Below are 23,897 nucleotides of genomic sequence, written 5' to 3'. Positions count from 1 at the left end.
GACACCAACACTTATGCAACGCTTCTCCGTCCGTCTTGCCGGGGTCCTCCTGACCGGCGGAGCCCTTGCCCTGACCGGCTGTTCGGCAAGCCCGGACTCCGATTCCGCCGGCACGGGGGAGGACACACTTGACATCGTTGCCTCCACCAACGTGTACGGCAACATCATGGAGACCGTGGGCGGGGACGCCGTCAACGTCACGTCGATCATCGACCGGCCGAGCCAGGATCCGCACTCCTACGAGGCCTCGGCCCGCGACAAGCTGGCCGTCACCGATGCCGACCTGGTGGTGCTTAACGGCGGAGGATTCGACACCTTCATGGAACAGCTGGTTGCCGACGCCGGCATCGACAGCGCCGACGTCCTCAACGCGGTCGAAATCTCCGGACTGGAGGACGCCGAAACCCACGACGACGGCGCCGGCGCGTCCCCGGATGCCTCAGCCGAATCGGAGGGCGATGACCATGACCATGACCATGGCGGGCACGAGCACGGGTCCTTCAACGAACACGTCTGGTACAGCCCCGAAGCGATGGGGCTGCTCGCCGAAGCCGCAGCGGAACGCCTGGCAGTCCTGGACCCGGACAATGCATCCGCCTACCGCGACAACGCCGCTGAATTTGAGGACGGCATAACGGACCTCACTGCTGACCTGGCCGAAGACAAGGCGGCAGCGGGCGGGCGGAATGTGGCCGTCACCGAACCCGTTCCCGAGTATCTCTTCGAAGCCGCCGGCCTGCACAACGTCACTCCGGCCGACTTCACGTCGGCCGTCGAGGCGGGCTCCGACGTCCCCCCGGCCGTGCTGAACGAGCTGCAGGAACTGCTGCGTTCCGGTTCGATTGCCTTCCTGGCCTTCAACACCCAGACTGCAACGTCACAAACCGAAGCTGTCCGCACCACGGCGGAAGAGGCCGGCGTCCCGGTCCTGGACTTCTCCGAAACCCTTCCCGAAGGCTCGGACTACCTGACCTGGATGGGCGAAAACGTGGCTTCCATCGACGACGTGCTGCGGTGACCGGTCCGGTAGTACGCCTGCGGAACGCGGGGCTGTCCTTCGGGCGCCGGACCCTGTGGGACGGACTGGACCTGGACATCAGGGCCGGTGAATTCCTCGCCGTGCTGGGGCCCAACGGGTCCGGCAAGACCAGTTTCCTCAAAGTCCTGCTGGGGCTGCAGGAGCTCACCCAGGGCTCAGTGGAGATCAATGGGCAGCCAGCCAGGCGCGGCAGCCCCGACATCGGCTACATCCCCCAGCAGAAAGCCTTTGGACCGGGAACCCCGCTGCGGGCCCGGGACCTCGTGGGCCTGGGCGTGGACGGCAACAACTGGGGGCTGCGCCTGAAGCGGGCACCCGTTCGGCGCCGCGTTGACCAGCTGCTGGAACAGGTCGGAGCCACCAGATACGCCAATGAGCCGGTGGGCCTGCTCTCGGGCGGCGAGGTTCAACGGCTGCGCGCTGCCCAGGCGCTGGCCACTGACCCCGACCTGCTGCTGTGCGACGAGCCGCTGCTGTCCCTGGATCTGCACCACCAGCAGGCCATCAGTGCGCTGATCGACCGGAGGTGCCACGAGCAGGGTTCCGCCGTGGTGTTTGTGACCCACGAGATCAATCCCGTGATCGACTACGTGGACCGCGTCCTGTACCTGGCCGGCGGCACCTTCCGCACCGGCACGCCGGCGGAAGTGCTCCGTTCGGATGTGCTGTCCGAAATGTACGGCAGCCGGGTGGAAGTGCTCCGCAGCCACGGCCGGATCGTTGTCCTCGGCATCCCCGACGCCACCACCCACGTACACGGAGAAAGCGAGGACGAGCATGGACTTGCGTGAATTCTTCTCCGCCGTCTTCGACTTCAGCGACTACGGGCAGCTGCTGCCGCTGGTCACCAATTCCATCTGGGCTGCCGCGATCCTTGGGCTCGTGGGCGGGCTGATCGGCACCTTTGTCCTGATGCGCGATCTTGCCTTCGCAGTGCACGGGATCGCCGAACTGTCCTTCGCCGGTGCAGCTTTTGCGCTGCTGATCGGCGCCAACGTGGTCCTTGGTTCCCTCATCGGTTCCGTGGCCGCCGCGCTCCTGCTGGCCGTGATGGGGCTGAAAGCGCGGGACCGCAACTCGGTGACGGGCGTCATCATGCCGTTCGGCCTCGGCCTGGGGATCCTGTTCCTTGGCCTCTACGAGGGCCGGTCGGCCAACAAATTCGGGCTGCTGACCGGGCAGATCGTTGCCGTGGACACCGTGCAGCTGAACCTGCTGGCCGGCACCGCCGTCGTCGTCATGGCCGGTCTTGTCCTGATCTGGCGGCCGCTGACCTTCGCCAGCGCCGACCCGGAACTGGCCGAAGCACGAGGCGTCCCGGTGCGCGTGCTGTCCATTGTCTTCATGATCCTGCTGGGGCTGTCGGTTGCCCTGTCGATCCAGGTTGTCGGCGCCCTGCTCGTGCTGTCGCTGCTGATCACGCCCTCGGCGGCCGCGCTGCTGGTGACGTCCTCCCCGCGGCTGGTGGTGCTGCTCAGCGTGCTGTTTGCCGTGGCCTCATCCGTGGGCGGCATCCTGCTGGCGCTGGGCGGACGGATTTCGATCAGCCCGTACATCACGACGATCTCGTTCCTGATCTACCTGGCTTGCCGGCTCATCAAGCGCAGCCGCACCAGGGGGCGGGTCCGGACGGGCGCGGCCGCCGCCTAGCGGCAACGCTGAAGAATCCGCGCCTAGGACCCTGACGCTTCCGAACATTCAGGGCAGAGTCCGAAGATCTCCACTGTGTGGGCAACCTCGGTGAAGCCGTACTGGGCACCCAGGCCCGCGGCCCAGGCCTCCACGGCCGGTGCCTCGACTTCCACCGCTTTGCCGCAGCTGCGGCACACCAGGTGATGATGGTGGTGCTCGACGGCGCAGCGGCGGTAGAGCGCCTCGCCCTCGCCGTTGCGGAGCACGTCCACCTGGTTGTCCTCGGCCATGGACTGGAGAATGCGGTAGGTCGTGGCCAAGGAAATGCTGTCGCCGCGCTCGTGCAGCAGGCGGTAAAGCTCCTGCGTGCTGATGAAGTCATCGAGCTCATCCAGGGTTCGGCCCACCGCCAGGCGCTGGCGTGTGACCCGCTGCTCCGGGCCGCGCTTGGCGGGCTGGGACGTCTCGGATGACATGCTCACTCCTTGGAACGGTGATGCCCGGGCCGGCGGGCCGGATAATCCGGAAGCTGCACCGGCAGCTGAACTGAACTCACCGACCGGGGCCGGCGCAACTTACAGATTATCGCACCGGACAGGGCAGGGCCCCGGGCCGCCCATCCGCTGCCCGGCTTGCCCGCCGCTACGGGTCCGGTCAAGAGAACCGAGGGGTACTCTGACCGTATGAAACTGACCAAGTACACCCACTCCTGCGTGCGCCTGGAGCGCGACGGCAATGTCCTGGTGCTGGACCCCGGCACTTTTTCGGAAGTGGAGGAGGCCCTCACCGGCGCGCATGCCGTCCTGATCACCCATGAACACGCCGATCATTTGGACCGGGACCGGGTCTTGGCGCAGCTCCGCGCGAACACGTCCCTGGTGCTGTACGCGCCGGCGGCGCTGGCCGCCGGACTGCGCGCGGCGGCGGCCGGAGACAGCAGCGGCAGCGGCAGCGACGCCGAGGGCCCGGCAGGCCGAATCCTCGACGTGGAGCCGAACAGCACCTTTTCCGTTGCCGGCTTCGAGGTGCAGTCCTTCGGCGGGCAGCATGCCCTGATCCATTCCCTGGTCCCGGTGGTAGCCAACGTGGGCTACCTGATTGACGGAACGCTCTACCATCCGGGGGACTCCTTCGTGGTGCCCAACGGACTCACCGTCCGGACCCTGCTGGTGCCCATCCACGCGCCGTGGTCCAAGGTCGGGGAAGTCATCGACTTTGTCATTGCCTGCGGCGCGGAACGGGCCTACCCCATCCACGACGCACTGCTCAACGAAAACGGACTGAACGTCGCCGAAGGGCACGTCACCCGGTTCGGGGAACTGTACGGGACCGTCTACCGGCACCTGTCCGCGGGCGAGTCGGTCGAGGTATGAGCGGGCCGCTCATTGATGTTCCGGGCCTGCAGGAACTGTTGGCATCAGGGCAATCAGTGGTCCTGCTGGATGTGCGGTGGGCGCTGGGCAGCACCGACGGAAACAAGCAGTACCAGCGCGGCCACATCCCCGGCGCCGTGTATGTGGACCTGGAAAAGGAACTGGCCGCACCGCCAGGAAAGGGCGCCGCGGGCCGGCATCCGCTGCCCGATCCGCAGGAATTCGCAGAGATTGCCCGGGGCTGGGGAATCTCGCAGGGCGACACCGTGGTGGCTTACGACGCCGTCGGCGGCACCTCGGCCGCCCGGGCCTGGTGGCTGTTGCGGCACGCCGGGCTGGACTCCGTGTACCTGCTCGACGGGGGAGTCGTGGCCTGGCACCGTGCCGGTTTGGCCCTGGAAGGCGGGACAGTGGTGCCGAAGCCCGGTGATGCGGAGCTGACCTGGGGGAAGATGCCGGTCCTGGAAATGTGGGACGTCCCCGCGCTGATAAGCGGCGGAAAGCTGCTCGACGCGCGGGCCCGGGAACGCTACCGCGGCGACCGCGAGCCCGTGGACCCGCTTGCCGGGCACATTCCCGGGGCGGTCAGCGCGCCGTCGGCGGGGAACCTGACTGCCGAGGGAACGTTCCGCTCACCCGAAGAGCTGCGGGCATCCTTTGAGGCTCTGGGGGTGCGCCCGGATGCCCCGGTGGGCGTGTACTGCGGCTCCGGCGTTACGGCCGCCCATGAGGTGGCGGCGCTGGAACTTGCCGGCTACCGGGCAGCGCTCTACCCCGGATCCTGGTCGCAGTGGTCCTCCACGAAGGGATCTCCGGTGGCCGTGGGGCAGAAACCGGGCGAATGGCCCGGAACCGGGCAAAGGCGATAGCGTCTAATCATGATGAGAGGCCGTCCCGTACCCCCGCCGCTGCACCTGGTGGTGCCTGATGCTGTGCCGTCCGGCAGCGCACCAGCCTCCGCCACCCCTTCCGAAGGAGCAACCATGCCCACCCTCTTCACCAAGATCATCAACGGCGAAATTCCCGGCCGGTTCGTCTGGAAGGACGATGACGTGGTGGCGTTCCTGAGCATCGGTCCGCTCAGCGACGGACACACCCTGGTGGTTCCGCGGCAGGAGATCGACAAATGGACCGACGCCCCGCCGGAGCTGCTGCAAAAACTGACGTCAGTGGCGCAGGCCATCGGCCGGGCCCAGATCGCGGCTTTCGGCTCCGAGCGGGCCGGCCTCAGCATCGCCGGGTTTGAGGTCGACCACCTGCACCTGCACGTCTGGCCCACCAACTCCCTGCAGGACTTCGACTTCAGCAAGGCGGAGTCCAACCCGGACCCCGAGCGGATGGCTGCCAGCGCGGACAAGCTCCGGGAAGCGCTGCGGGCGGCCGGACACGGCGACGTCGTACCGGCGCAGTAAGCGGGACCCGCCCCGGCCGGACTAGGCCGGGGCGAGTGCAGCGTTCAGCGCGGTCCGGATGCGCTTTTCCGACACGGACCGCACCGTGCCCAGCTCCTGCGCAAAGAAACTGATCCGCAGCTCCTCGATCATCCAGCGGACCTCGGTGAGCGCGGGCGGGGTGCCGGCTCCGGGCAGCAGCGCCGCCACGGCGTCGTCGTAGTCGTCTTCCAGTGCCTGCACCACCGCCATCTGCTGCGCGTCGCGCTGGACATTGGTGGGCAGCTTCTCCAGACGGCGCTCGATGCCGGCCAGATACCGCGGCAGGTGCGTCAGCTGGGCGTACCCGGTGCGGGCGACAAACCCGGGGTAGACCAGTGAATCCAGCTGGGCGCGGATGTCATTGAGGGCGCTGATCAGGGCCAGGGACTGCGTGCCCTTCAGCGCCTTGGTGATCCGGCGGGTGCTGGAGAGAATCTTCTCCACCGTGGCGGTTACCGTGAAGACCGTGTCGATCAGCTCGGCACGGACCTTCTCATACAGTTCATCGAATTCGGTGCGGGTCCAGGGGAGCGCCTCGGGAGTGAGCTTGTCCACCGCCGCCAGCGTGCAGTCCTCAATCAGGGCCGCCACTGAACCGTGCGGATTCTGGCTGAAAGTCAGCTTCTCGGTGTTGCTCAGGTGCTCCAGCACGTATTTGGCCGGGCTGGGAACGCGCAGCACCAGCAGCCGGATGACGCCGCCGCGCATGGCGACTGCCTGTTCCCCGGCATTTTGGAACATCCGCAGGCCGACGGTTTTCCCCTCATCGACCAGTGCCGGATAGCCGGTGACCATGTGCCCCGCCACGAGGCGCTGCACCTGCCTGTCCACGGTGCCGACGCTCCACTCGGTCAGCCCCGATTTCTCGGCCAGCGACGGCCCGGCTCCGGCGGTTTCCGGCTGCCGCTGCCCGGCGCTGCCGGCGGCTCCGGCCCCCTTGCCCTTTCCGGCCCGCTGGCCGGGTCCCTTGGACGTCACCGTTTTCGGGGTGGCGCCCAGCGACTCGGCAATGGCACGGCGGGTGGCAGGGGCCAGGGATTCCTGCAGGGCAGCGAGGTCCTTGCCTTCGTCGAGGACCTTTCCGGAACCGTCCACCACCGAGAAGCTCATCCGCAGGTGTTCGGGGACGGCTTCCCAGTTCCAGGAACCGGGCGGAATGATGTGCCCCTTGAGCCGGCGCAGGGCCAGTTCCAGGGACGGTTCCAGGGCGTCGGAGGCGGGGTCGAAGTTCTCGGCCAGCGCCGCGGCGGCTGCCCGGGCCACGTCCGGCGCCGGGATGAAGTTCTTGCGGACAGCCTTGGGCAGGGACTTGATCAGCGCGGTGATCAGTTCGGCGCGCAGACCGGGAATCTGCCACTTGAACGGCTCGGGATCCAGCTGGTTCAGGAACAGCACGGGCACCTCGACGCTCACGCCGTCGCCGGCTCCCGCGACGCCCGGGGAGAACTCGTAGGTCATCGGCAGCTGGAAATCGCCGTAGGTGAAGATCTTCGGGAAGTCGTTCTCATCCAGGCCGGCGGCGTCGTCGGTGCGCAGCGCCTCGGGATCGAAGTCCAGCAGCGCCGGGTTCTCGTGCCGCGCGCCCTTCCACCACTTGTCGAAGTGCCGTTCGGAGACCACTTCCTTGCCGACGCGCTCGTCGTAGAACTCGAACAGGGTCTCATCGTCCACCCGCAGGCCGCGGCGGCGGACCCGGTTCTCCAGTTCCTCCACCTCGGCCAGCAGCGCCTGGTTGCGGTGGAAGAACTTGTGGTGCGTGCGCCAGTCGCCCTCCACCAGGGCATGGCGGATGAACATCTCGCGGGACAGCTCCGGATCGACCCGGCCGTAGTTGATGCTGCGCTGCGGAATGACCGGCACGCCGTACAGCGTGACCTTCTCGTAGGCCATCACCGAACCGCGGCTCTTGGACCAGTGCGGTTCGCTGTAGCTGCGCTTGATCAGGTGCGGGGCCACTTCCTCGACCCAGAGCGGATCGAACTTCGCGGCGACGCGGGCCCAGAGCCGGGAGGTCTCCACCAGTTCGGCGGCCATCACCCAGTCCGGGGTCTTTTTGAACAGCGCGGAGCCGGGGAAGACGGCGAACCGGGTGCCGCGGGCGCCGGCGTACTCCCGCTTGCGCTGGTCGTACAGGCCGATATGGCTGAGCAGGCCGGCGAGCAGGCTCATGTGAATTTCCTTGTCGTGCGCCACCGGGTCCACCGGATCCGGGCTGAGCGTGATGCCCAGCGGCTTGGCGATCTGGCGCAGCTGCGCAAACAGGTCCTGCCATTCCCGGATGCGGACGTAGTTCAGGAACTCGTTCTTGCACATCCGCCGGAACGCGGAGGAGGAGAGTTCCTTCTGCTTGTCCTGCAGGTAGCGCCAGAGGTTCAGGTAGCCGGTGAAGTCGGAGTTCTCATCCACGAACCGCTTGTGCAGTTCGGCGGCCTTCTGGGCCCGGGCGGCGTCGTCCTTGTTCGGCCGTTCGCGCGGATCCTGGATGGTCAGGGCGGCGGTGAGCACCATGACTTCCTTGGCGCAGCCGCGGGCGCCGGCCTCCACGATCATCCGGCCCATCCGGGGGTCCACCGGCAGCTGCGAGAGCTTGCGGCCCACCGGAGTGATGGCGCCGGAGGCTTCGAGTGCGCCGAGCTCCTTGAGCAGGGTGGCGCCGTCGTTGATGGCCTTGGAATCCGGCGGCTGCACAAACGGAAAATCAGCGACGTCCTTGGGGCCCTTGGCAACGCCCATGGCTGACATCTGCAGGATGACGGCCGCCAGGTTGGTGCGCAGGATTTCCGGATCGGTGAATTCCGGCCGGGCCTCGAAGTCCTCCTGCGAGTACAGCCGGATGGCGATGCCGTCGGAGACGCGCCCGCAGCGTCCCGAGCGCTGGTTGGCCGAGGCCTGGGAAATGCGCTCGATCGGCAGCCGCTGCACCTTGGTGCGGTGCGAGTAGCGGGAGATGCGGGCCGTGCCGGTGTCGATGACGTACTTGATCCCGGGCACGGTCAGCGACGTCTCGGCGACGTTGGTGGCCAGGATGATGCGCCGGTGCTTGCCGGGGTGGAAGACCTTGTGCTGGTCAGCCATCGACAGCCGGGCGAACAGGGGCAGGATTTCGGTGCCCTGCAGCCGGGGAATCCGCTGCACCGAGGAGCGCAGCGCGTCGGCGGCGTCGCGGATCTCGCGTTCGCCGGAGAAGAAGATCAGGATGTCGCCCGGAGCCTCGCGGGAGAGTTCCTCCACGGCGTCGCACACGGCGTCCACCGGGTCGCGGTCTTCCTCGAGCTCGTCGTCGGAGTCCTCGTCGTCGGAGCCGCCGTCCGCGGGCTGGTTCAGCGGCCGGTACCGGATCTCCACGGGAAAGGTCCGGCCGGACACCTCGATGATGGGCGCGGGCTTGCCGTCAGCGGCGAAGTGCTCGGCGAAGCGCCCGGGATCGATGGTGGCCGAGGTGATGATGATTTTCAGGTCCGGGCGTTCCGGCAGCAGCCGGCGCAGGTAGCCCAGGATGAAGTCGATGTTCAGGCTGCGCTCGTGGGCCTCATCGATGATGATGGTGCTGTACTTCTTCAGCTTGCGGTCGTGCTGGATCTCGGCGAGCAGGATGCCGTCGGTCATCAGCTTGACCTTGGTCTGCCGGCTGGTTTCGCCGGTGAACCGCACCTGGTAGCCCACCTCGGCGCCGAGCTCGACGTCGAGCTCCTCGGCGATGCGCTCGGCCACGGTCCGGGCAGCGAGCCGGCGCGGCTGGGTGTGTCCGATGAGACCCGTCTCTGCCAGCCCGAGTTCCAGGCACATTTTGGGGATCTGCGTGGTCTTGCCGGAACCGGTTTCGCCCGCGATGATCGTCACCTGGTTGGCGGCGATCGCAGCCATGATGTCTTCGCGGCGCTCCGAAACGGGCAGCTGGGCGGGATAGGAAATAGTCAGTGCCATGATTGATCCCAGTCTAGTGGCTGGAACCGGCAGCTTTCCCGGATTCCGCCGACGGCTGGACGGCGGCGGCCCGGAGGAGCAGGGAAGCGGCGGCACTGGCCTGTTCCCGCATTTCGGCAGGCGCCAGGATCTCGAAGTCGACGCCCAATCCGGCCAGATACATCAGGGGCAGGTCCAGCGAGTCCCAGCCGCCCCGCAGGATCGTCGATTCCGGACCGTCGGCTTCCAGCGTGGCGGCTTCGGGCGGGATCCGGTCCCGCAGATCGGCGAGCGGCGCCGCCAGCCGCAGGACGACGTCGTACCGGGACGGAAAGCGGGTAATCGAATCCTGCACGTAGGCGGCCATGTCCCTAGCCGGCAGGGGCCGGGGGAAGAAGCGCTCGCGGACGGCCGGGATGCTCTGGCAGCGGTCCATGCGGAAGGTCCGCCAGTCCTGCCGTTCCAGGTCCCAGGCGGCCAGGTACCACCGCCGGCCGGTGCTGACCAGCTTGTACGGTTCCACCAGGCGCCGTCCCGGGGCGGCGCCGACGGCGGTGTAGCGGAAGGCGACCACCCGCTGTTCGGCGATGGCTCCGGAGAGGGCCGTGAGGGTTTGCGGATCAACACTCGCGGCGTTCCCGGCGAGGACGCTGACTGACTGGCGGAGCGCGGAAAACTTGGGCCGCAGGCGGCCCGGCAGCACCTGTTCCAGCTTGGCCAGGGCACGGACCGAAGCTTCGCCGATGCCGGCGACCGGGCCGGTGGCGACGGCGGCCAGTCCGAGGGCGACGGCGAGCGCTTCGTCGTCGTCGAGCAGCAGCGGCGGCAGCTGGGCTCCGGACCCGAGCTGATAGCCGCCGGCAATGCCCGGGGACGCCGAGATCGGATAGCCCAGGCTGCGCAGCTTGCTGATGTCGCGGCGGACCGTCCGTTCGGTGACCGTCATCCGTTCCGCCAGCGCGGCGCCGGTCCACTCCCGCCTCATTTGCAGCAGCGACAGCAGGTGCAGCAGGCGTGCTGAGGTTTCCAACATGGTCACCAAGTTACTCCCGCCCGAGGACAGAAGCTGTCCTGATCTGCAATTGTTCAGGGCTCGGCGGCCATATGCGTGCAGCGCTGTTCAGCGGATCGGCGGAAGGTACGAATTTCCACCGCGACGTCGGCGCCAGCCCCGCTGCGTACCGCCGGGCGTTCCGGGGTTCCGTGGCCGCAGGCTAGCCGGTCCGGTTGCGGATTTCATTGCGCCCGTACCGCCCGGTCGGTACGCTCGGCGGACGACAGAATCCGCTTCAGCTCGAAGGAGAGCCATGACCGAGTTTCCGGCACCACCTGAACAGCGCACCGCCGTCGTCACGGGAGCGGGCCGAGGCATCGGCGCCGCCATCGCGTCCCGGCTCGCCGCCGACGGCCACCGCGTTGCCGTCCTTGACCTCCGCGAAGAGGACACCGCGGGCACGGTTGAGGCCATTAACAACTCCGGCGGCAAGACGGTGGGGGTGGGAGCCGACGTTTCCGATGCCGCCGCCGTGGACTCCGCGGTGGCGCGCATCGCCGAGGAGCTGGGCGCACCCACCATCCTGGTCAACAACGCGGGGATCCTGCGGGACAACCTGCTGTTCAAAATGACCGACACGGACTGGGATGCGGTCATGAGCGTGCACCTGCGCGGGGCATTCCTGATGAGCCGTGCGGTGCAGGTCCACCAGGTGCGGGAAAAATGGGGCCGCATCGTCAACCTGTCCAGCACCTCGGCGCTGGGCAACCGCGGCCAGGCCAACTACGCCGCCGCCAAGGCGGGGCTGCAGGGGTTCACCAAGACCCTCGCCGTCGAACTGGGCCGCTACAACGTGACGGTCAACGCCATCGCCCCCGGGCTGATCGAAACCGCCATGACCCGGGCTACGGCGGAGCGCGTCGGTGTTCCCTATGAGGAGTTCATCCGGCAGGCAGCCGCCGACATTCCCGTGGGGCGGGCGGGCCGGCCCGCCGACATCGCCGCGGCGGCGTCGTTCTTCATCCGGGAGGAAGCATCTTTTGTCTCCGGACAGGTGTTGTACGTCGCCGGCGGACCGAGGGACTGACCATGGCACACTTTGCTTCTGTAGATGAGCTGGAAGCCGCGGTTGGAACGCGGGAGACCAGCGACTGGATCACCATCGACCAGGACCGCATCGACCGGTTCGCCGACGCAACCGATGACCATCAGTGGATCCACACCGATCCCGAGCGCGCCGCGGCGGGGCCCTTCGGGGCCACCATCGCTCACGGCTTCCTGATCCTCTCGCTGCTGCCGGCGCTCGCCTCCGGCCGGATGAGCGTGGACGGGACGGTCATGGGCATCAACTACGGGCTGGACCGCGTGCGCTTTCCCCATCCGGTGCGCGTGAACAGCCGGGTGCGGACGGTGTCCGAGCTGGCCAAGGTGGACATCACCCCTGCGGGTGTCCGGGTCATCTCCAACGTCACCGTGGAGCTGGAGGGGGCGGACAAACCGGCAGCGGTTGCCGAGTCCATTTCCCTGTACGTCATGGCCTGACGCCGCGGCGAAGCGGCTCGATCAGCCCGAAAGGGCCCTGCACATCAGTTGATGTGCAGGGCCCTTGGCGGTTGCCTAGCCTTGCGGCGGGATCTAACTACTTCGGGATTCGGTTACTGAGGGATCCGGTCACTGCGGGATGCCGTTCGCCGGCATGGCGGGGCGCTCCTCGGTGTAGGGGCTGACCGAATCGCCGTCAACCGCGTACGGGGTGCCGGTGTAGGACTGCACGCCGCCGGAGACGAGCGTGATCATTCCGCCGGTGTAACCGGCGTGGCTGTCCGCGCTGAAGCCCAGCGGCACGTGCCCGTTGCCCTTGACGTTGCCCGATTCGAGCGCCTCCAGCAGCGACTCCCGGGTGGGGTTCTCGCCGGCTTCCTTCAAGGCCTCAACAAAGAGGTAGCCCACTGACATGCCGAAGATGGTGTTGCCGTCGAACTCCGCCCCGGGGTTGTACTCCTCGTTGATTTCGGAGAACTTCGCCGTCCACTCGTCCGTCTCGTCGGAGTAGGCCGGAAGATAGTTGGCGCTGATGAAGCCCTCCGGGAGCTTGTCGGTGTTTTCTCCGAGGTAGCTGGCCAGGGTGTTGTAGTCGCCGCCGGCGGAAGACGCTGCCCACTTCGGAAAGTAGCCCAGCTTGGCGGCGGTCCCGATGGCCTGGGCGCTGAATCCGTTGATCGAGGCCAGGAAGTTCACGTCGCAGCCGGCCGCCTGCAGGGCGCTGATCTGCGCGGCGACGTCGGTGTTTGCCGTGGAGTAGACCTGCGAGCTGGCCAGCCCGTCACTGCCCAGCGCCGACTCGAGCCCGGTCTTGAAGTCGGCGCCGAAATCGTCGTCCTGCCCGAAGAGGCAGTACGTGCCGTCCGGAAACTCCTCCTGCACATAGGTGGCCAGGACCTTGGCTTCGGTGTCGTAGTCCTGCATGAAGCCGTAGGTGTACGGATACTCCTCGGGCTGGTTCCACGTCGGGCTGCCCGAGGCGACAAAGAGGTCCGGAACCTCGTTGTCGTTCAGGAAATCCAGCACCGAGCTGTGCGGCGGTGTGCCCAGGCCGCCGACCAGGGCGAACACTTCGTCCTGGAGCACCAGCTCCCGCACCACGCTCTGCGTGTTCGCGGGGTTGTAGCCGTCGTCCTTGACGCTGTATTCGATGGTGCGGCCGTGCACGCCGCCGTTGGCGTTGACGTAGTCGAAGTAGGCCTTCGTTGCCGGCGAGATGGAGGCATAGCCGGCGGCGGCGGGGCCGGTGAGGGGCTGGTGGGTTCCCACCTTGACGGTGGTGTCGGTGATGCCGGGCACGTCTTCGGCCTCGGCGGATTCACCGCCCCCTGAGGACCCGCAGGAGCCCAGGGCGAGGGCCGCCGTGACGGCGGCGGCAAGGACTGTGTACTTGGTTCTGGTCATTGCTGGCCTTTCGTGGTGGATAGATTCACTGGCAGGGGAGGGGAACCCGATGCCGAACCGGCAGTGCCGGAGACATCGGAAGAGGCTTCACCGGAAGTTTCGGGAGCAGCTTCGCCGTCGGCGGGGTGCGGGAAGCCCGCCGACGCCGACGCCGCGGATGACGACGACGGCCGCCCGGCGGCGGGGGAGCGCCGGCCGCGAATCCTGCGTGCGGCTGCGGAGAGCAGCCCCTGAATGCCGCGCGGGGCGAGCAGGATCACCAGCACCAGGACAGTCCCGAACACCGCGATGGCCAGGTTTCCGTCCAGCCGCTGGGCGACGTCGGCGGAGACCGGAAGGTCTGCGGTGAGGGAATTGATGGAGTAGGGCAGGAACACCAGGATCAGGGCGCCCCAGACGGCGCCGGTGAGCGAGCCGATCCCGCCAATGACGGCCGCCATCAGCAGGTACAGGGACAGGACCAGCGAATACGCTCCCGGGCTGGCACTTTGCGTGATGTAGGCGAGCAGGCCGCCGCCCAGTCCGGCGGCGGCGGCGCTGACGGTGAAGGACGCGATCTTGGTTCGGGCAACGTTGACGCCGGAGAGGGAGGCGGCTGCGTCGCTGTCGCGCACCGCCCGCAGCTGGCGCCCGAAGCGTCCGCGCAGCAGGTTGTTCAGGACAACCATGACGGCGACGGCGCAGATAATCGCCAGCCAGGACTGCCACTGCTCGTTGCTGACGATGCCGCGCAGCGAAGCCGGGCGCTTTTCCACCGTGATCCACAGTCCCTGATCTCCGCCGAGCACGCCGGAAAAGGTGCTGGTGACCGCCGGAATGGCCACGACCAGCGCCATGGTGAAGCCGGCCAGATAGGGACCGTGCAGCCGCCCGGCGGCGCAGCCGATGATCAGGCCCAGCACCGCGGCGCCCAGCACGGCGGCAACGAGCGGGGCCAGCAGCAGGAGCGGGCCTTCGATCCCGGCCTCGGCCAGGGCGTTGGCGGAGAGGGCATAGGCGTACGCGCCGGCGGCCATCAGCGCCGCCTGCCCCAGGGAGAGCTGGCCGCCGGTGCCGGTGAGCACGGTCAGGCCGGCCACCGCGCACAGATAGGCGCACACCGTGGCCAGCTGGTAGGACGTGTACGGTTCCACCACAAAGGTCAGCCCGATCAGCAGGCCGGCGGCTGCCGCGGCAATCAGCAGGGTGCGGAAAGGGTTCATACCGTGCGCTCCTTAGTCATCGAGAACAGTCCGGCAGGGCGCAGGAGCAGCACGGCCAGAAGAAGCACCAGCACGGCGATCGGGGCCAGGGTGGCGCCGAGATAGCCGCTGACCCAGCTGAGCACCACGCCGACGGCGAGGCCTCCGGCGACAGCACCTCCGGCGGAATCCAGCCCGCCCACCACGGCGACGGTGAAGGCATAGACAAAGACGGTGTCGACCGCGTGCGGGTTCAGCCCCAGTTCGGTGGGGATGATCAGCAGGGCCGCCAGTGCTCCGACCGCGGAGGACAACGCCCAGCCCAGGGTCAGCATGCGGGAGGACCGCACCCCGAGCAGCCGGGCCAGTTCCGGGGCGAAGGCGGCCGCGCGCAGCCGCAGTCCCAGGGAAGTCCTCGTGAAGAGCAGGGCCAGGCCCGCCACGATCGCCGCTATGCAGGCGAAGATGAACAGATCGTAGGGGGAGACGGCGCTGACGCCGCCCAGGGAGATCGGTGAGGTGCTGAACGGCGTGGCCATCGATTTGTAGCCGTTTCCGAAGATCATGCCCAGGACGGCCTGGATCACCAGCAGCAGCCCCAGTCCGGCGATCACCGAGTTCAACGGGGAGGTGTTCCCCACGAAGCGCATAACGGTCCGCTCGACCAGGGCGCCCAGGACCAGTCCCGCCACGACGGCGGATGCCAGGCCCAGCCAATAGCTGCCGGTGGCGCTGGTGACGGTGAAGGCGACGTAGGTGGTGGCCACCGCCATGGCACCCTGCGCGAAGTTCACGATGCGGGCGGCGCGCCAGATGATGACGAGGGAGAGCGCGAAGGCAGCCAGCACGGCGCCGCGCGCCAGGCCGTCGACGGTGAGGAAGAGAAATCTGTCCATCAGAACCCCAGATAGGTGTGGCGAAGGTCGGTATCCGCGGCCAGGTCGGCAGCGGGGCGGGAGGCGACAACACTGCCCAGGTTGAGGACGACGCCGTCGTCGGCCACAGCGAGCGCGCTGCGGACGTTCTGCTCGATCAGGAGGACGGTCAGGCCGGTGTCCTCGCGCAAGCTGCGCAGCAGGCCCAGGATCTGGGCCGTGATCCGCGGCGCCAGGCCAAGGGACGGTTCATCGAGCAGCAGCAGGCGGGGTCCGGCCATGAGTGCCCGGCCGAGGGCGAGCATCTGGCGTTCGCCGCCGGACAGCTGGTGCCCGGCAGCCTTGCGTCGGCGGTCCAGCGGCTCGAAGAGTTCATACATCCGGGCAAGCAGGGCGGAGGCGGCGGCCCGGTCGCGGCGCCACAGCCCGCCCAGGCGCAGGTTCTCGTCCACGCTGAGCTCGGTAATGACTCCGCGTCCCTCCGGCACCAGCGCGATGCCGCGCCGAACCATGTCCTCCACTTTGACGGCGGCGAGATCCGCGCCGTCGAAGTGAATGCTGCCACCCGTGGGCCGCAGCTGGCCGACAACGGTGCGCAGCAGGGTGGTCTTGCCCGCACCGTTGGCGCCGACGACGGCGGTGATGCTCCCCGCCGCCACCGTGAGGCTGACGCCGTGCAGCACGGGAATGGGGCCGTAGCCGGCGCTCACCGAGTCCAGGACCAGCAAATCGCTCATGCCGGCTCCACCCCCAGATAAGCGTCGGTGACCGCCGGATTGGCGCCGATCTCCGCCGGTGTTCCCTCGGCGATCAGCTTGCCGAAATCCAGGACCGCAATGCGCTCGCAGACACTCATCACCAGGTCCACATGGTGCTCCACAAGCACCACTGAGCAGCCGGTTTGCGGAATCCTGCGGATGATCTCCGCCAGCTCCTCGATGTCCTCGTGGGCGAGCCCGCCGGCGGGTTCGTCCAGGAGCAGGAGCCGGGGCGCGCCCGCCAGCGCCCGTGCCAGCGCCACCTTCTTGCGGACTCCGTACGGCAGCGTGTCCGGGAGGGCGGTCGCCCGGTTGGCGATGCCCAGGTCATCCAGCGCCCGGAGTCCGCGGTCCCGCAGCTGCGCCTCGCCGTGCCGGGACCGCGGCAGGAGCAGGGCATCCTGCAGGGCGTTGTGCCGCGCGGTGCCTTCCAGGCCGAGCATCACGTTCTCCAGCACGGTGAGGCCGGGAAACAGCCCCAGCCCCTGCAGGGTTCGGGAGACCCCGTGGCGGACAAGACGGTGGCGCTTGGGGCGGAAGGCCTCGCCGTCGAGCTCCAGGGAACCTGCAGCGGGCGTGCTGAAACCGCAGACCACATTGAACAGCGTCGTTTTCCCGGCTCCGTTGGGGCCGATGATGCCGACCACGGTGCCGGCCGGAACCTCGAGGGACACCGCGTCCAGCGCCGTGAGGCCGCCGAAGCGCACGCTGACCTCGTTGAAGCGCAGGCGGGGCGGTAAAACCGACTGGTCGGTATGTAGCTCGTTCATGCGGACTCCATTGTCTCGGTGAAGAGGTGCGGTACTCGGCGACGCTTGGCGTGCGGGGCAGGACCCGGGGTCGGTATACGGTGGGCGGCGGACAGGGGACGGCAGGGGACGGCGGACGGCGGACGGCGGACGGAGCGGCTACCGGGTCAGCACCACCCGCCCGGCGGTGAAGCCGTCGCCGAGGCGCTGCACGGCGTCGGGCGCTGACTCGAACGGAACAATTTCGGTGACCAGCGGACGGATCAGGCCCTTGTCCGCCAGCAGCGTGAGCTGCTCATGCGCTTCGGCGACCAGCTGCGGCGCCTTCTTCGCATAGAGCGCCCAGTGCAGGCCCAACAGGGAGTAGTTTTTGACCAGGGCGTGGTTCATGCGGGCCGACTGCAGGGTGCCTCCGGCAAAACCAACCACGACAATCCGGCCTTCAAAGGCGATGCAGCGGGTGGACCGCTCGAAGGTCTCGCCGCCCACGGGGTCGTAGATTACGTCAGCGCCCCGCCCGCCGGTGGCGCTCTTGACCACCTCCACGAAATCTTCGGTGGTGCGGTTGACCACCAGATCCGCTCCGGCTTCTTGTGCCACCAGGCGCTTGGCCTCGTTGCCGACGACGCCGATCACGGTGGCTCCCGCCGCCTTGCCCAGCTGGACCGCTGCCGTGCCGACTCCGCCTGCTGCAGCATGCACCAGCAGGGCCTCGGCGGGAGCGATCCGTGCCCGGCGGTGGAGGCCGAAGTATCCGGTTTGATAACCAATGCACAGGGCTGCGGCCTCGGCGTCGGAGAGGGAGGCCGGTGCGGGAAACGCCGAGGCTGCCGGGACCTGCACCTCCTCGGCCATGACGCCCAGATGCGAGGCAATGACGCGGTCGCCCAGATGGAAGCCCGTGACGCCGTCGCCGATCCCCGTGACGGTGCCGCACAGCTCAATGCCCGGAACGAAAGGCAGCGGCGGCTTTTCCTGGTATTCCCCGCGGCACAGCAGCACGTCGGGAAAATTCAGTGCCACTGCCAGGGTGGACAGCACCAGGCGGCCCGGTGCCGCGACCGGCGAGGGCTGTTCGGTCAGGCGCAGGGCCTCGCGCGGCTCGGCATTGGTAACTACGTTCCAGGCCTTCATTCGGCGGATCCTTCCGGTGGGGCAGGCCGCAGCCCGGCGAGGTACAGGTCGGTCAGCTGTTTTGCGACCTGGTGTTTGGACAGCGCCCCGGAGGGCTGGTACCAGAACGAGAGGTAGTGCGGGTTGGCGAAGAAGTTGGCAACGAGGACTGCGGTGGGAATGTCGTTCCGGAAGGTGCCCTCCTCCCGGCCGCGGGTGATCAGTGAACCGAAAACCTCGCCGTACTGGCGCCGTCGGATTTTCACCGCCTCCATCCGGTCGGGGCTGAGCATGTGCTGGGAGCGGAAGAAGACGGACCCCTCGCGGATCCATTCAATCGAGGTGACGATGACGTCTTCGCAGACCAGGCGGACCGTCTGCTCCACCGGAAGGCCACGGGCGATAATCTCGTCGAGGTTGCGGTGCTGCAGGGTAAGGATCCGGTCGTAAATGTCGAACAGCAGGTCGTCTTTGGAATTGAAGTAGTGGTAGAGCGCGCCCTTGGTGACGCCGGCGGCGTCGACGATCTGCTGCACGCTGGTCTTGGCGTAGCCTTGGCTGGAAAAGAGCTCGACGGAGACGCGGGCCAGTTCTTCCTTGATGTTCATGGTCTTCATGCGCGGTGTTCCGTGTTTCTCGTGGAGTCTCGTACCGGGCGGTGCGCCGCCTGGGACGACGGCGGGAACCGACCGGTTGGTATGTGGGATCACCATACCGTCAGCGCACCCGTTGTCCGCAAGGGTTTTGCCGAAAGAATTCCCGGGCTTCCGAGGAGATCCCCGCAGAAGTGAGGAGAGCTCCGAAGAAAGAGCCGCCTTCGACCATCGGAATCTTCTGCGCTTTTCCGCCGGCGGGTCCGCTGCCGTGTCCTGTCGCCGCGCTGCCGTGTCATGTAACCGCCGCGGGGAAGCGGGCTGGTAGCGTCCCGTTGCAATCGGTGCTGCTTACTGCCGGGGGAGATTGCTTCGACGGGGGAACCGATGCTTGTGCGCCGCTATGTCTTTCCAGTCCTGTGGCTGGTGGTTTTTGCCGTGATAGCAGCGGCCCTCTTCAAGCTCGCGTTCATCGACGGCCTGAAGGCCGATGCCGCCGGCGGGGGTGAACAGGCGAGCGCCCAACTCAGCACTCCGCTTGTTCCGGCAGCCCTGGGGACGGTGACCAACCTTGTCCAGGTGCAGGGATCAGTGGTGAGCGATCCGGCGGTCACGGTGAAAAGCACCAGCGACGGAACAGTGGACTTCATCTATGTGCAGGCCGGCGATGAAGTCATCGCGGGTGCGCCCCTGTTCCAGGTGAAAACCCTCGTGGAGCCGGAGGTGCCGGCAGCCGGCGAGGATCCCTCCGACGCCGGTTCGTCCGCCGATGAGTCCCCGGGCCGGTCCGCCGACTCTCCGCCGGCGCCCGTGTACTCCTATGCCGATGTGCTCGCCACCGCTGACGGAACCGTTGCGCAGCTGTCGGTGCTGCCCAAGCAGCAGCTCTCGGTTGGTGCTGACGTTGCCACTGTGGATCCGGGCACGTTTTCCGTCTCGGGAACCCTCACCTCCGATCAGCAGTTCCGCATCCTGGGCCGGGCCAACACCGCCATGGTCACCGTCAACGGAGGGCCGGCTCCCTTCCCGTGCAGCGATGTCACCATGGGCAGGACCCCGGCAGCGGAGCCCGGCATCAGCACTCAGGCACAGCAGGCCGGGCCGGGACAGCCGGCGGAGCCGGAAGCTCCGGCAGCCGGCAGCGTGAGCTGCAGCATTCCGGCGGACGTTCCGGTCTTTTCCGGACTCGGCGCGGCCATTGACATCACCGCCGGGCAGGCTGAAGGGGTGATTACGGTGCCGACGACGGCGGTGCAGGGAGCGGTGCAGACCGGCCTTGTCTGGGTCATGCCCGGCGGCGCTCCGGCGCCGGAAGCGGAAGGCGCAGTCGACGGCGGCGCCGTTGCGGACCCGGGGGCCGAAGGTGCGGCGATGGGCGGCGCGGAGGCCGTGGAACGGGAAGTGACGCTGGGGCTGAACGACGGACAGCTGGTGGAAATCACCTCCGGGCTGGTGGAAGGCGAAATGGTCCTCCAATTTGTTCCCGGCGCCCCCGCGGAGGGCGATCCGATGAACGGCATGCCCGGGGTGATGGGCGGATGAGTCTGCAGGCCGGGCAACCCCGGCAGACAGAGCAGACAGAGCAGACAGAGCAGGCACAGCAGGCAGAGCAGGCAGGGCACGCCGGGCAGACAGAGCAGATACAGCAGGAACCTCAGGCACAGCAGGAACCGCTGGTGGTGCTGTCGCAGGTCACCCGTGCAGTCGGCCTGCCCGACCATGAAATCCTGCAGATCCTCTCCGGTGTGGACCTCACCGTGTACCCCGGGGACCACCTCTCCATCGTGGGCCGCTCCGGTTCGGGCAAATCAACTCTTCTGAACATTCTGGGCCTGCTGGACGTGCCCACCTCGGGAACCATGACCTTTGACGGTGTTCCCGTGGAACGGATGAACGAGAAGCGCCGCGCGCTCGCCCGGGGAGCCGCCGTCGGCTTCATCTTTCAGCAGTTCAACCTGCTGGCGGAGCGCACGGCCCTGGAAAACGTCATGACCCCTCTGCTGTATGCGCGCGGTCGGCAGTTCTGGCAGCGCGAGCGCCTCGCTGCCCGGATGCTGGAGAGGGTGGGGCTGGGCAACCGCCTGCAGGACCGGCCCCGGAAGCTCTCCGGCGGGGAGCAGCAGCGCGTGGCAATTGCCCGCGCCCTGGTCCGCTCGCCCCGGCTGATCCTGGCGGATGAGCCGACCGGCGCCCTGGACATCGCCACCGGGCAGTCAGTGATGGCCCTGCTGGCCGAGGTGGCCGCGGAATCCGGCGCTGCACTGGTGACCATCACGCATGATCCACACGTTGCGGCCCTGGCGCAGGAGCACTTCCTGCTGCAGGAGGGCCGGCTGGCGCCGGGGCTGGCGGTGGCGGCGTGAGTCTCTCCGGAATCGTGGGCCCCCTGGTGGAGGCGTGGGCCGAGCTGCGCATCCACAAGACAAGGGTGCTGCTGGCGCTGATCGGCGTGGCTCTGTCTGTGGCCGCGCTGACAACAGTGGTGGGCCTGGGCAACATGGTCCGGGAATCGATTGCCCAGGGCAACGAGGCGCAGTCCGGCAGGCCCGCGACCCTGTCCCTGACGATGTACAGCAACGACGGAACCAGCCCCGATCCCGCAGCGGCTGCGGTTGCTTTCCGGGAGCTGGCGGAACGCTACTCCATTGAGTATTCATCCACGATTTTCACGGGAGCTGTGCCCTTTCAGCTGCCGAACGGCGTGACGCAGGCGACCACGGTGGTGGTCGAACCGGACTACAGGGTGATGCGGCGGGTGCCGATGGTGGAGGGCGCCTGGTTCACCGCGGCCGACGCCGAACGGCTGGCCCCCGCCGTCGTCGTCAACGAGGCCCTCTACGCAGCAATCGGGCGTCCCGACCTCGCCGTGGACCCGGTGATTCCCATTTCTGCGGGGCAACCGGTCGATGCCGTGATCGTGGGCGTGACGCGGGAACAGTACGCAGGGGAGTATCCCCAGGCGATGATGCTCTCCGGAGCGTACGCCAGGCTCGGGCTGCCGATGGGAATCCCCGACTTGGAACTGTGGATTCCCGAGGAACTCAGCGACCCGCTGCGGGCCGCCGTCACCGCCGATCTGCAGGCGCAGTTTCCCGGAATGCAGGTTGACGCGCACCGGTCCGACTATGCCGCCTGGGGAGATCCGTTCGGCGGGCTGCAGTGGGCAGTGGCCGGGATCGCCGCGCTGGTGATGCTGCTCGGCGCCGTGGGGCTGTTGAACATTTCCATGGTCACGGTGAAGTACCGCGTTCGGGAGATCGGTATCCGCCGCAGCTTCGGGGCGACGTCGGGGCGCATCTTCTTCGGCGTGATGCTGGAATCCGTGGTGGCGACCTTCGTGGCCGGAGTACTGGGGGTCATGGCCGCCGTCGCCGTGGTCAAGCTGCCGGTGATCCAGCGCGCCGTGGCCTCCGGGATCAGCGAGCTGCCGCCGTTTCCGCTGGAGGCGGCACTGATTGGTCTGGGGGCCGCCACCGCTGTGGGGGCGCTGGCCGGACTGATTCCGGCGCTGGTGGCGGTGCGGGTGAAGGTCATCGACGCCATCCGCTACTGACCGGTCAGGAGCGGGGCAGGTTCCGCAGATTGCTTCGCGCCATGCTGACGGCCTCCCCGGCACCCCGGTTCAGGACGACCCTGGACAGGGCAGTGGCAAAGCCGAGGACCTGCTCGGTGGTGATTTTGGGTGGAATGGACAGGGCATTCGGATCAGTGATCAGCTCCACCAGCGACGGCCCGGGATTGGCAAATGCGTCGCGGTAGGCCTGCGTGATGTCGCCGGGGTCGGTGACCCGCACCGCGTGAAAGCCCATGGCCGCGGCAATGTCCGCGTAGTGCACGTCCCTGACGTCCACGGCGAAGTCGGGCAGCCCGTCCACAAGCATTTCCAGCTTGACCATGCCAAGGGTTGAATTATTGAACACCACCACGTTCAACGGCAGGTCGTACATGCGCGCCGTCAGCAGTTCGCCCAGCAGCATGCCCAGGCCGCCGTCGCCGCTGACCGAGATGACCTGCCGGCCGGGGTAGGCGAGCTGGGCGCCCACAGCGTGGGGAAGGGCGTTGGCCATGGACCCGTGCAGATAGGAGCCGATGAGCCGCCGGGTGCCCAGCGGGTTGATGTACCGGGCAGTCCAGACGTTGCACATCCCGGTGTCCGCCGTGAAAACCGCATCCTCTGCGGCTGTCTGGTCCAGGAGGGAAGCGGCATATTCGGGATGGATGGGCCGCATCCGCTCGACGTTGTGCGTGTAGGCCCCAACCGCCTTGTTCATCAGCCGGTCGTGCTTGGCCAGCATGTCCCTCAGGAAAGAGTCGTCCTGTTTCTGTTCCACCAGCGGCAGAAGTGCCTGCAGCGTGGCGGACACATCGCCGTGAACCGCGATGTCGACGTCGGTGCGGCGGCCCAGCCGCTCCGCGGCCCGGTCAACCTGGGCGGTCGTGGTGCCGGGCAGGAACTGGTTATAGGGGAAATCCGTGCCCAGGAGAATCAAGAGGTCCGCATCCTTGATCCCCTCCGCCGCGGCGCCGTAACCCAGGAGCCCGGTCATCCCGACGTCGTACGGATTCTCATATTGGATGAAGTCCTTTCCCCGCAGGGAATGCCCCACCGGGGCATGGACCTTCGCGGCGAATCCGGTCACGGCGTCGTGCGCTCCCTGGACTCCAATCCCCACGAACAGGGCCACCTTCCGGGCCTTGTTCACCGCATCCGCCAGTTCCCGCACGCTCTCCGGCGCCGGCACCACCGTGGCAGGGACAAAGTGCGCCGGCGCAGGGGTCGGCGCGGAGGCATCCTGCCCGGCAACATCGCCGGGGAGGGTGATCACTGAAACTCCGCTTTTTGCGAGGGCGTGCTGGATGGCGCTCTGCATCACCCGCGGTGCCTGGTCGGTGGAGCTGATCAACTCGGAATAGACCGAACACTCGTTGAAGATTCGGTCCGGATGTGTTTCCTGGAAGAATCCGCTGCCGATCTGCACCGTCGGTATGTGCGAGGCGATGGCCAGCACGGGAGCCCCGGAGCGGTTCGCGTCATACAGTCCGTTGATGAGGTGCAGGTTGCCGGGACCGCAGGACCCGGCGCAGACTGCCAGCCGGCCGGTCAGCTGGGCCTCGGCGGAGGCGGCGAAGCTCGCCGTTTCCTCGTGCCGGACGTGAATCCAGTCGATGCCGCCCTTTTTGGCTCCTCCCGTCCGGCGCACGGCATCCACGATCGGATTGAGGCTGTCCCCGACAATCCCGTAGATGCGTTCGACGCCCGCGGCGCGCAGCTGGTCGATGAGTTGGGTCGCAAGCGTTTTAGCCATGA

22 protein-coding genes are annotated in these 23,897 nt (G+C 67.6%); 11 read left to right on the top strand and 11 right to left on the bottom strand.

The annotated features are described in order from the left end of the window. The first annotated feature begins 13 nt into the window (after positions 1-13). Genes QNO00_RS04220 through QNO00_RS04210 form a run of 3 tightly spaced genes read left to right on the top strand, consistent with a single transcriptional unit; the run spans position 14 to position 2,689 of the window. On the top strand, positions 14-1,018 hold the full coding sequence (locus QNO00_RS04220) for a metal ABC transporter substrate-binding protein (RefSeq protein WP_284023733.1): 1,005 nt from the start codon (positions 14-16) through the stop codon (positions 1,016-1,018). After that, entirely contained in the window at positions 1,015-1,830 is an 816-nt protein-coding gene (locus tag QNO00_RS04215; protein WP_284023732.1) for a metal ABC transporter ATP-binding protein, read from the top strand. Before QNO00_RS04220 ends, QNO00_RS04215 begins: the two co-directional genes overlap by 4 nt. After that, complete coding sequence (locus QNO00_RS04210) at positions 1,817-2,689, top strand: metal ABC transporter permease (protein ID WP_229965173.1); 873 nt, start codon at positions 1,817-1,819, stop codon at positions 2,687-2,689. Before QNO00_RS04215 ends, QNO00_RS04210 begins: the two co-directional genes overlap by 14 nt. A gap of 23 nt (positions 2,690-2,712) precedes the next feature. Here the strand turns inward: QNO00_RS04210 and QNO00_RS04205 are convergent, their stop codons facing one another. Continuing rightward, positions 2,713-3,147: a Fur family transcriptional regulator gene (locus QNO00_RS04205; RefSeq protein WP_229965174.1), complete on the bottom strand. Its 435-nt coding sequence runs from the start codon at positions 3,145-3,147 to the stop codon at positions 2,713-2,715. Positions 3,148-3,354: 207 nt separating this feature from the next. Between QNO00_RS04205 and QNO00_RS04200 the strand changes: the two genes are divergently transcribed. The 3 genes from QNO00_RS04200 to QNO00_RS04190 all read left to right on the top strand — a co-directional run bounded on the left by QNO00_RS04200 (position 3,355) and on the right by QNO00_RS04190 (position 5,456). Further along, positions 3,355-4,044: an MBL fold metallo-hydrolase gene (locus QNO00_RS04200; protein WP_229965175.1), complete on the top strand. Its 690-nt coding sequence runs from the start codon at positions 3,355-3,357 to the stop codon at positions 4,042-4,044. Continuing rightward, positions 4,041-4,913, top strand: a complete 873-nt coding sequence (locus QNO00_RS04195) for a sulfurtransferase (RefSeq protein WP_229965176.1) — start codon at positions 4,041-4,043, stop codon at positions 4,911-4,913. The genes QNO00_RS04200 and QNO00_RS04195 overlap by 4 nt, the downstream gene beginning before the upstream one ends. A 114-nt stretch (positions 4,914-5,027) precedes the next feature. Beyond that, positions 5,028-5,456, top strand: a complete 429-nt coding sequence (locus tag QNO00_RS04190) for an HIT family protein (protein ID WP_229965177.1) — start codon at positions 5,028-5,030, stop codon at positions 5,454-5,456. 21 nt (positions 5,457-5,477) lie between these two features. Here the strand turns inward: QNO00_RS04190 and hrpA are convergent, their stop codons facing one another. Then, entirely contained in the window at positions 5,478-9,401 is a 3,924-nt protein-coding gene (gene hrpA, locus QNO00_RS04185; protein ID WP_284023731.1) for an ATP-dependent RNA helicase HrpA, read from the bottom strand. Between the two features lie 13 nt (positions 9,402-9,414). Beyond that, positions 9,415-10,413 carry a helix-turn-helix transcriptional regulator gene (locus QNO00_RS04180; protein WP_229965179.1) on the bottom strand — a complete coding sequence of 333 codons (999 nt, stop codon included), beginning with the start codon at positions 10,411-10,413 and terminating at the stop codon, positions 9,415-9,417. A 274-nt stretch (positions 10,414-10,687) separates the two neighbouring features. Here QNO00_RS04180 and fabG point away from each other — a divergent pair, with 274 nt between their 5' ends. Further along, positions 10,688-11,461 carry a 3-oxoacyl-ACP reductase FabG gene (gene fabG, locus QNO00_RS04175; protein WP_284023730.1) on the top strand — a complete coding sequence of 258 codons (774 nt, stop codon included), beginning with the start codon at positions 10,688-10,690 and terminating at the stop codon, positions 11,459-11,461. A 2-nt stretch (positions 11,462-11,463) separates the two neighbouring features. After that, positions 11,464-11,916: a MaoC family dehydratase gene (locus QNO00_RS04170; RefSeq protein ID WP_284023729.1), complete on the top strand. Its 453-nt coding sequence runs from the start codon at positions 11,464-11,466 to the stop codon at positions 11,914-11,916. A gap of 129 nt (positions 11,917-12,045) precedes the next feature. Here the strand turns inward: QNO00_RS04170 and QNO00_RS04165 are convergent, their stop codons facing one another. The 7 genes from QNO00_RS04165 to QNO00_RS04135 all read right to left on the bottom strand — a co-directional run bounded on the left by QNO00_RS04165 (position 12,046) and on the right by QNO00_RS04135 (position 18,613). After that, complete coding sequence (locus QNO00_RS04165; protein WP_284023728.1) at positions 12,046-13,320, bottom strand: ABC transporter substrate-binding protein; 1,275 nt, start codon at positions 13,318-13,320, stop codon at positions 12,046-12,048. Next, positions 13,317-14,522 (bottom strand): branched-chain amino acid ABC transporter permease, encoded by a 1,206-nt coding sequence (locus QNO00_RS04160; protein ID WP_284023727.1) that lies wholly within the window; start codon positions 14,520-14,522, stop codon positions 13,317-13,319. Before QNO00_RS04160 ends, QNO00_RS04165 begins: the two co-directional genes overlap by 4 nt. Further along, the gene (locus QNO00_RS04155; protein ID WP_284023726.1) at positions 14,519-15,397 is read right to left on the bottom strand and encodes a branched-chain amino acid ABC transporter permease; all 879 of its coding nucleotides are present in this window, start codon (positions 15,395-15,397) and stop codon (positions 14,519-14,521) included. Before QNO00_RS04155 ends, QNO00_RS04160 begins: the two co-directional genes overlap by 4 nt. After that, complete coding sequence (locus QNO00_RS04150) at positions 15,397-16,113, bottom strand: ABC transporter ATP-binding protein (RefSeq protein ID WP_284023725.1); 717 nt, start codon at positions 16,111-16,113, stop codon at positions 15,397-15,399. The genes QNO00_RS04155 and QNO00_RS04150 overlap by 1 nt, the downstream gene beginning before the upstream one ends. Continuing rightward, the gene (locus tag QNO00_RS04145) at positions 16,110-16,904 is read right to left on the bottom strand and encodes an ABC transporter ATP-binding protein (protein WP_284023724.1); all 795 of its coding nucleotides are present in this window, start codon (positions 16,902-16,904) and stop codon (positions 16,110-16,112) included. Before QNO00_RS04145 ends, QNO00_RS04150 begins: the two co-directional genes overlap by 4 nt. Before the next feature lie 138 nt (positions 16,905-17,042). Continuing rightward, complete coding sequence (locus QNO00_RS04140; RefSeq protein ID WP_284023723.1) at positions 17,043-18,017, bottom strand: NADPH:quinone oxidoreductase family protein; 975 nt, start codon at positions 18,015-18,017, stop codon at positions 17,043-17,045. Then, on the bottom strand, positions 18,014-18,613 hold the full coding sequence (locus QNO00_RS04135) for a TetR/AcrR family transcriptional regulator (RefSeq protein WP_284023722.1): 600 nt from the start codon (positions 18,611-18,613) through the stop codon (positions 18,014-18,016). The genes QNO00_RS04140 and QNO00_RS04135 overlap by 4 nt, the downstream gene beginning before the upstream one ends. Positions 18,614-18,976: 363 nt before the next feature. Here QNO00_RS04135 and QNO00_RS04130 point away from each other — a divergent pair, with 363 nt between their 5' ends. The 3 genes from QNO00_RS04130 to QNO00_RS04120 are packed head-to-tail and all read left to right on the top strand — an operon-like array spanning position 18,977 to position 22,142. Further along, complete coding sequence (locus QNO00_RS04130) at positions 18,977-20,131, top strand: efflux RND transporter periplasmic adaptor subunit (RefSeq protein WP_284023721.1); 1,155 nt, start codon at positions 18,977-18,979, stop codon at positions 20,129-20,131. After that, positions 20,128-20,952 (top strand): ABC transporter ATP-binding protein, encoded by an 825-nt coding sequence (locus QNO00_RS04125; protein ID WP_349643464.1) that lies wholly within the window; start codon positions 20,128-20,130, stop codon positions 20,950-20,952. The genes QNO00_RS04130 and QNO00_RS04125 overlap by 4 nt, the downstream gene beginning before the upstream one ends. Next, positions 20,949-22,142, top strand: a complete 1,194-nt coding sequence (locus QNO00_RS04120; RefSeq protein WP_284023720.1) for an ABC transporter permease — start codon at positions 20,949-20,951, stop codon at positions 22,140-22,142. Before QNO00_RS04125 ends, QNO00_RS04120 begins: the two co-directional genes overlap by 4 nt. 4 nt (positions 22,143-22,146) lie before the next feature. Here the strand turns inward: QNO00_RS04120 and QNO00_RS04115 are convergent, their stop codons facing one another. Beyond that, positions 22,147-23,895 (bottom strand): pyruvate dehydrogenase, encoded by a 1,749-nt coding sequence (locus QNO00_RS04115; protein ID WP_284023718.1) that lies wholly within the window; start codon positions 23,893-23,895, stop codon positions 22,147-22,149. Positions 23,896-23,897: the final 2 nt, after the last annotated feature.

It is taken from the genome of Arthrobacter sp. zg-Y1219, assembly GCF_030125545.1.
Classification (GTDB): domain Bacteria; phylum Actinomycetota; class Actinomycetes; order Actinomycetales; family Micrococcaceae; genus Arthrobacter_B.
Note: the sequence above shows the minus strand (reverse complement) of the source record. Positions and strands in the feature narration are given on the sequence as shown.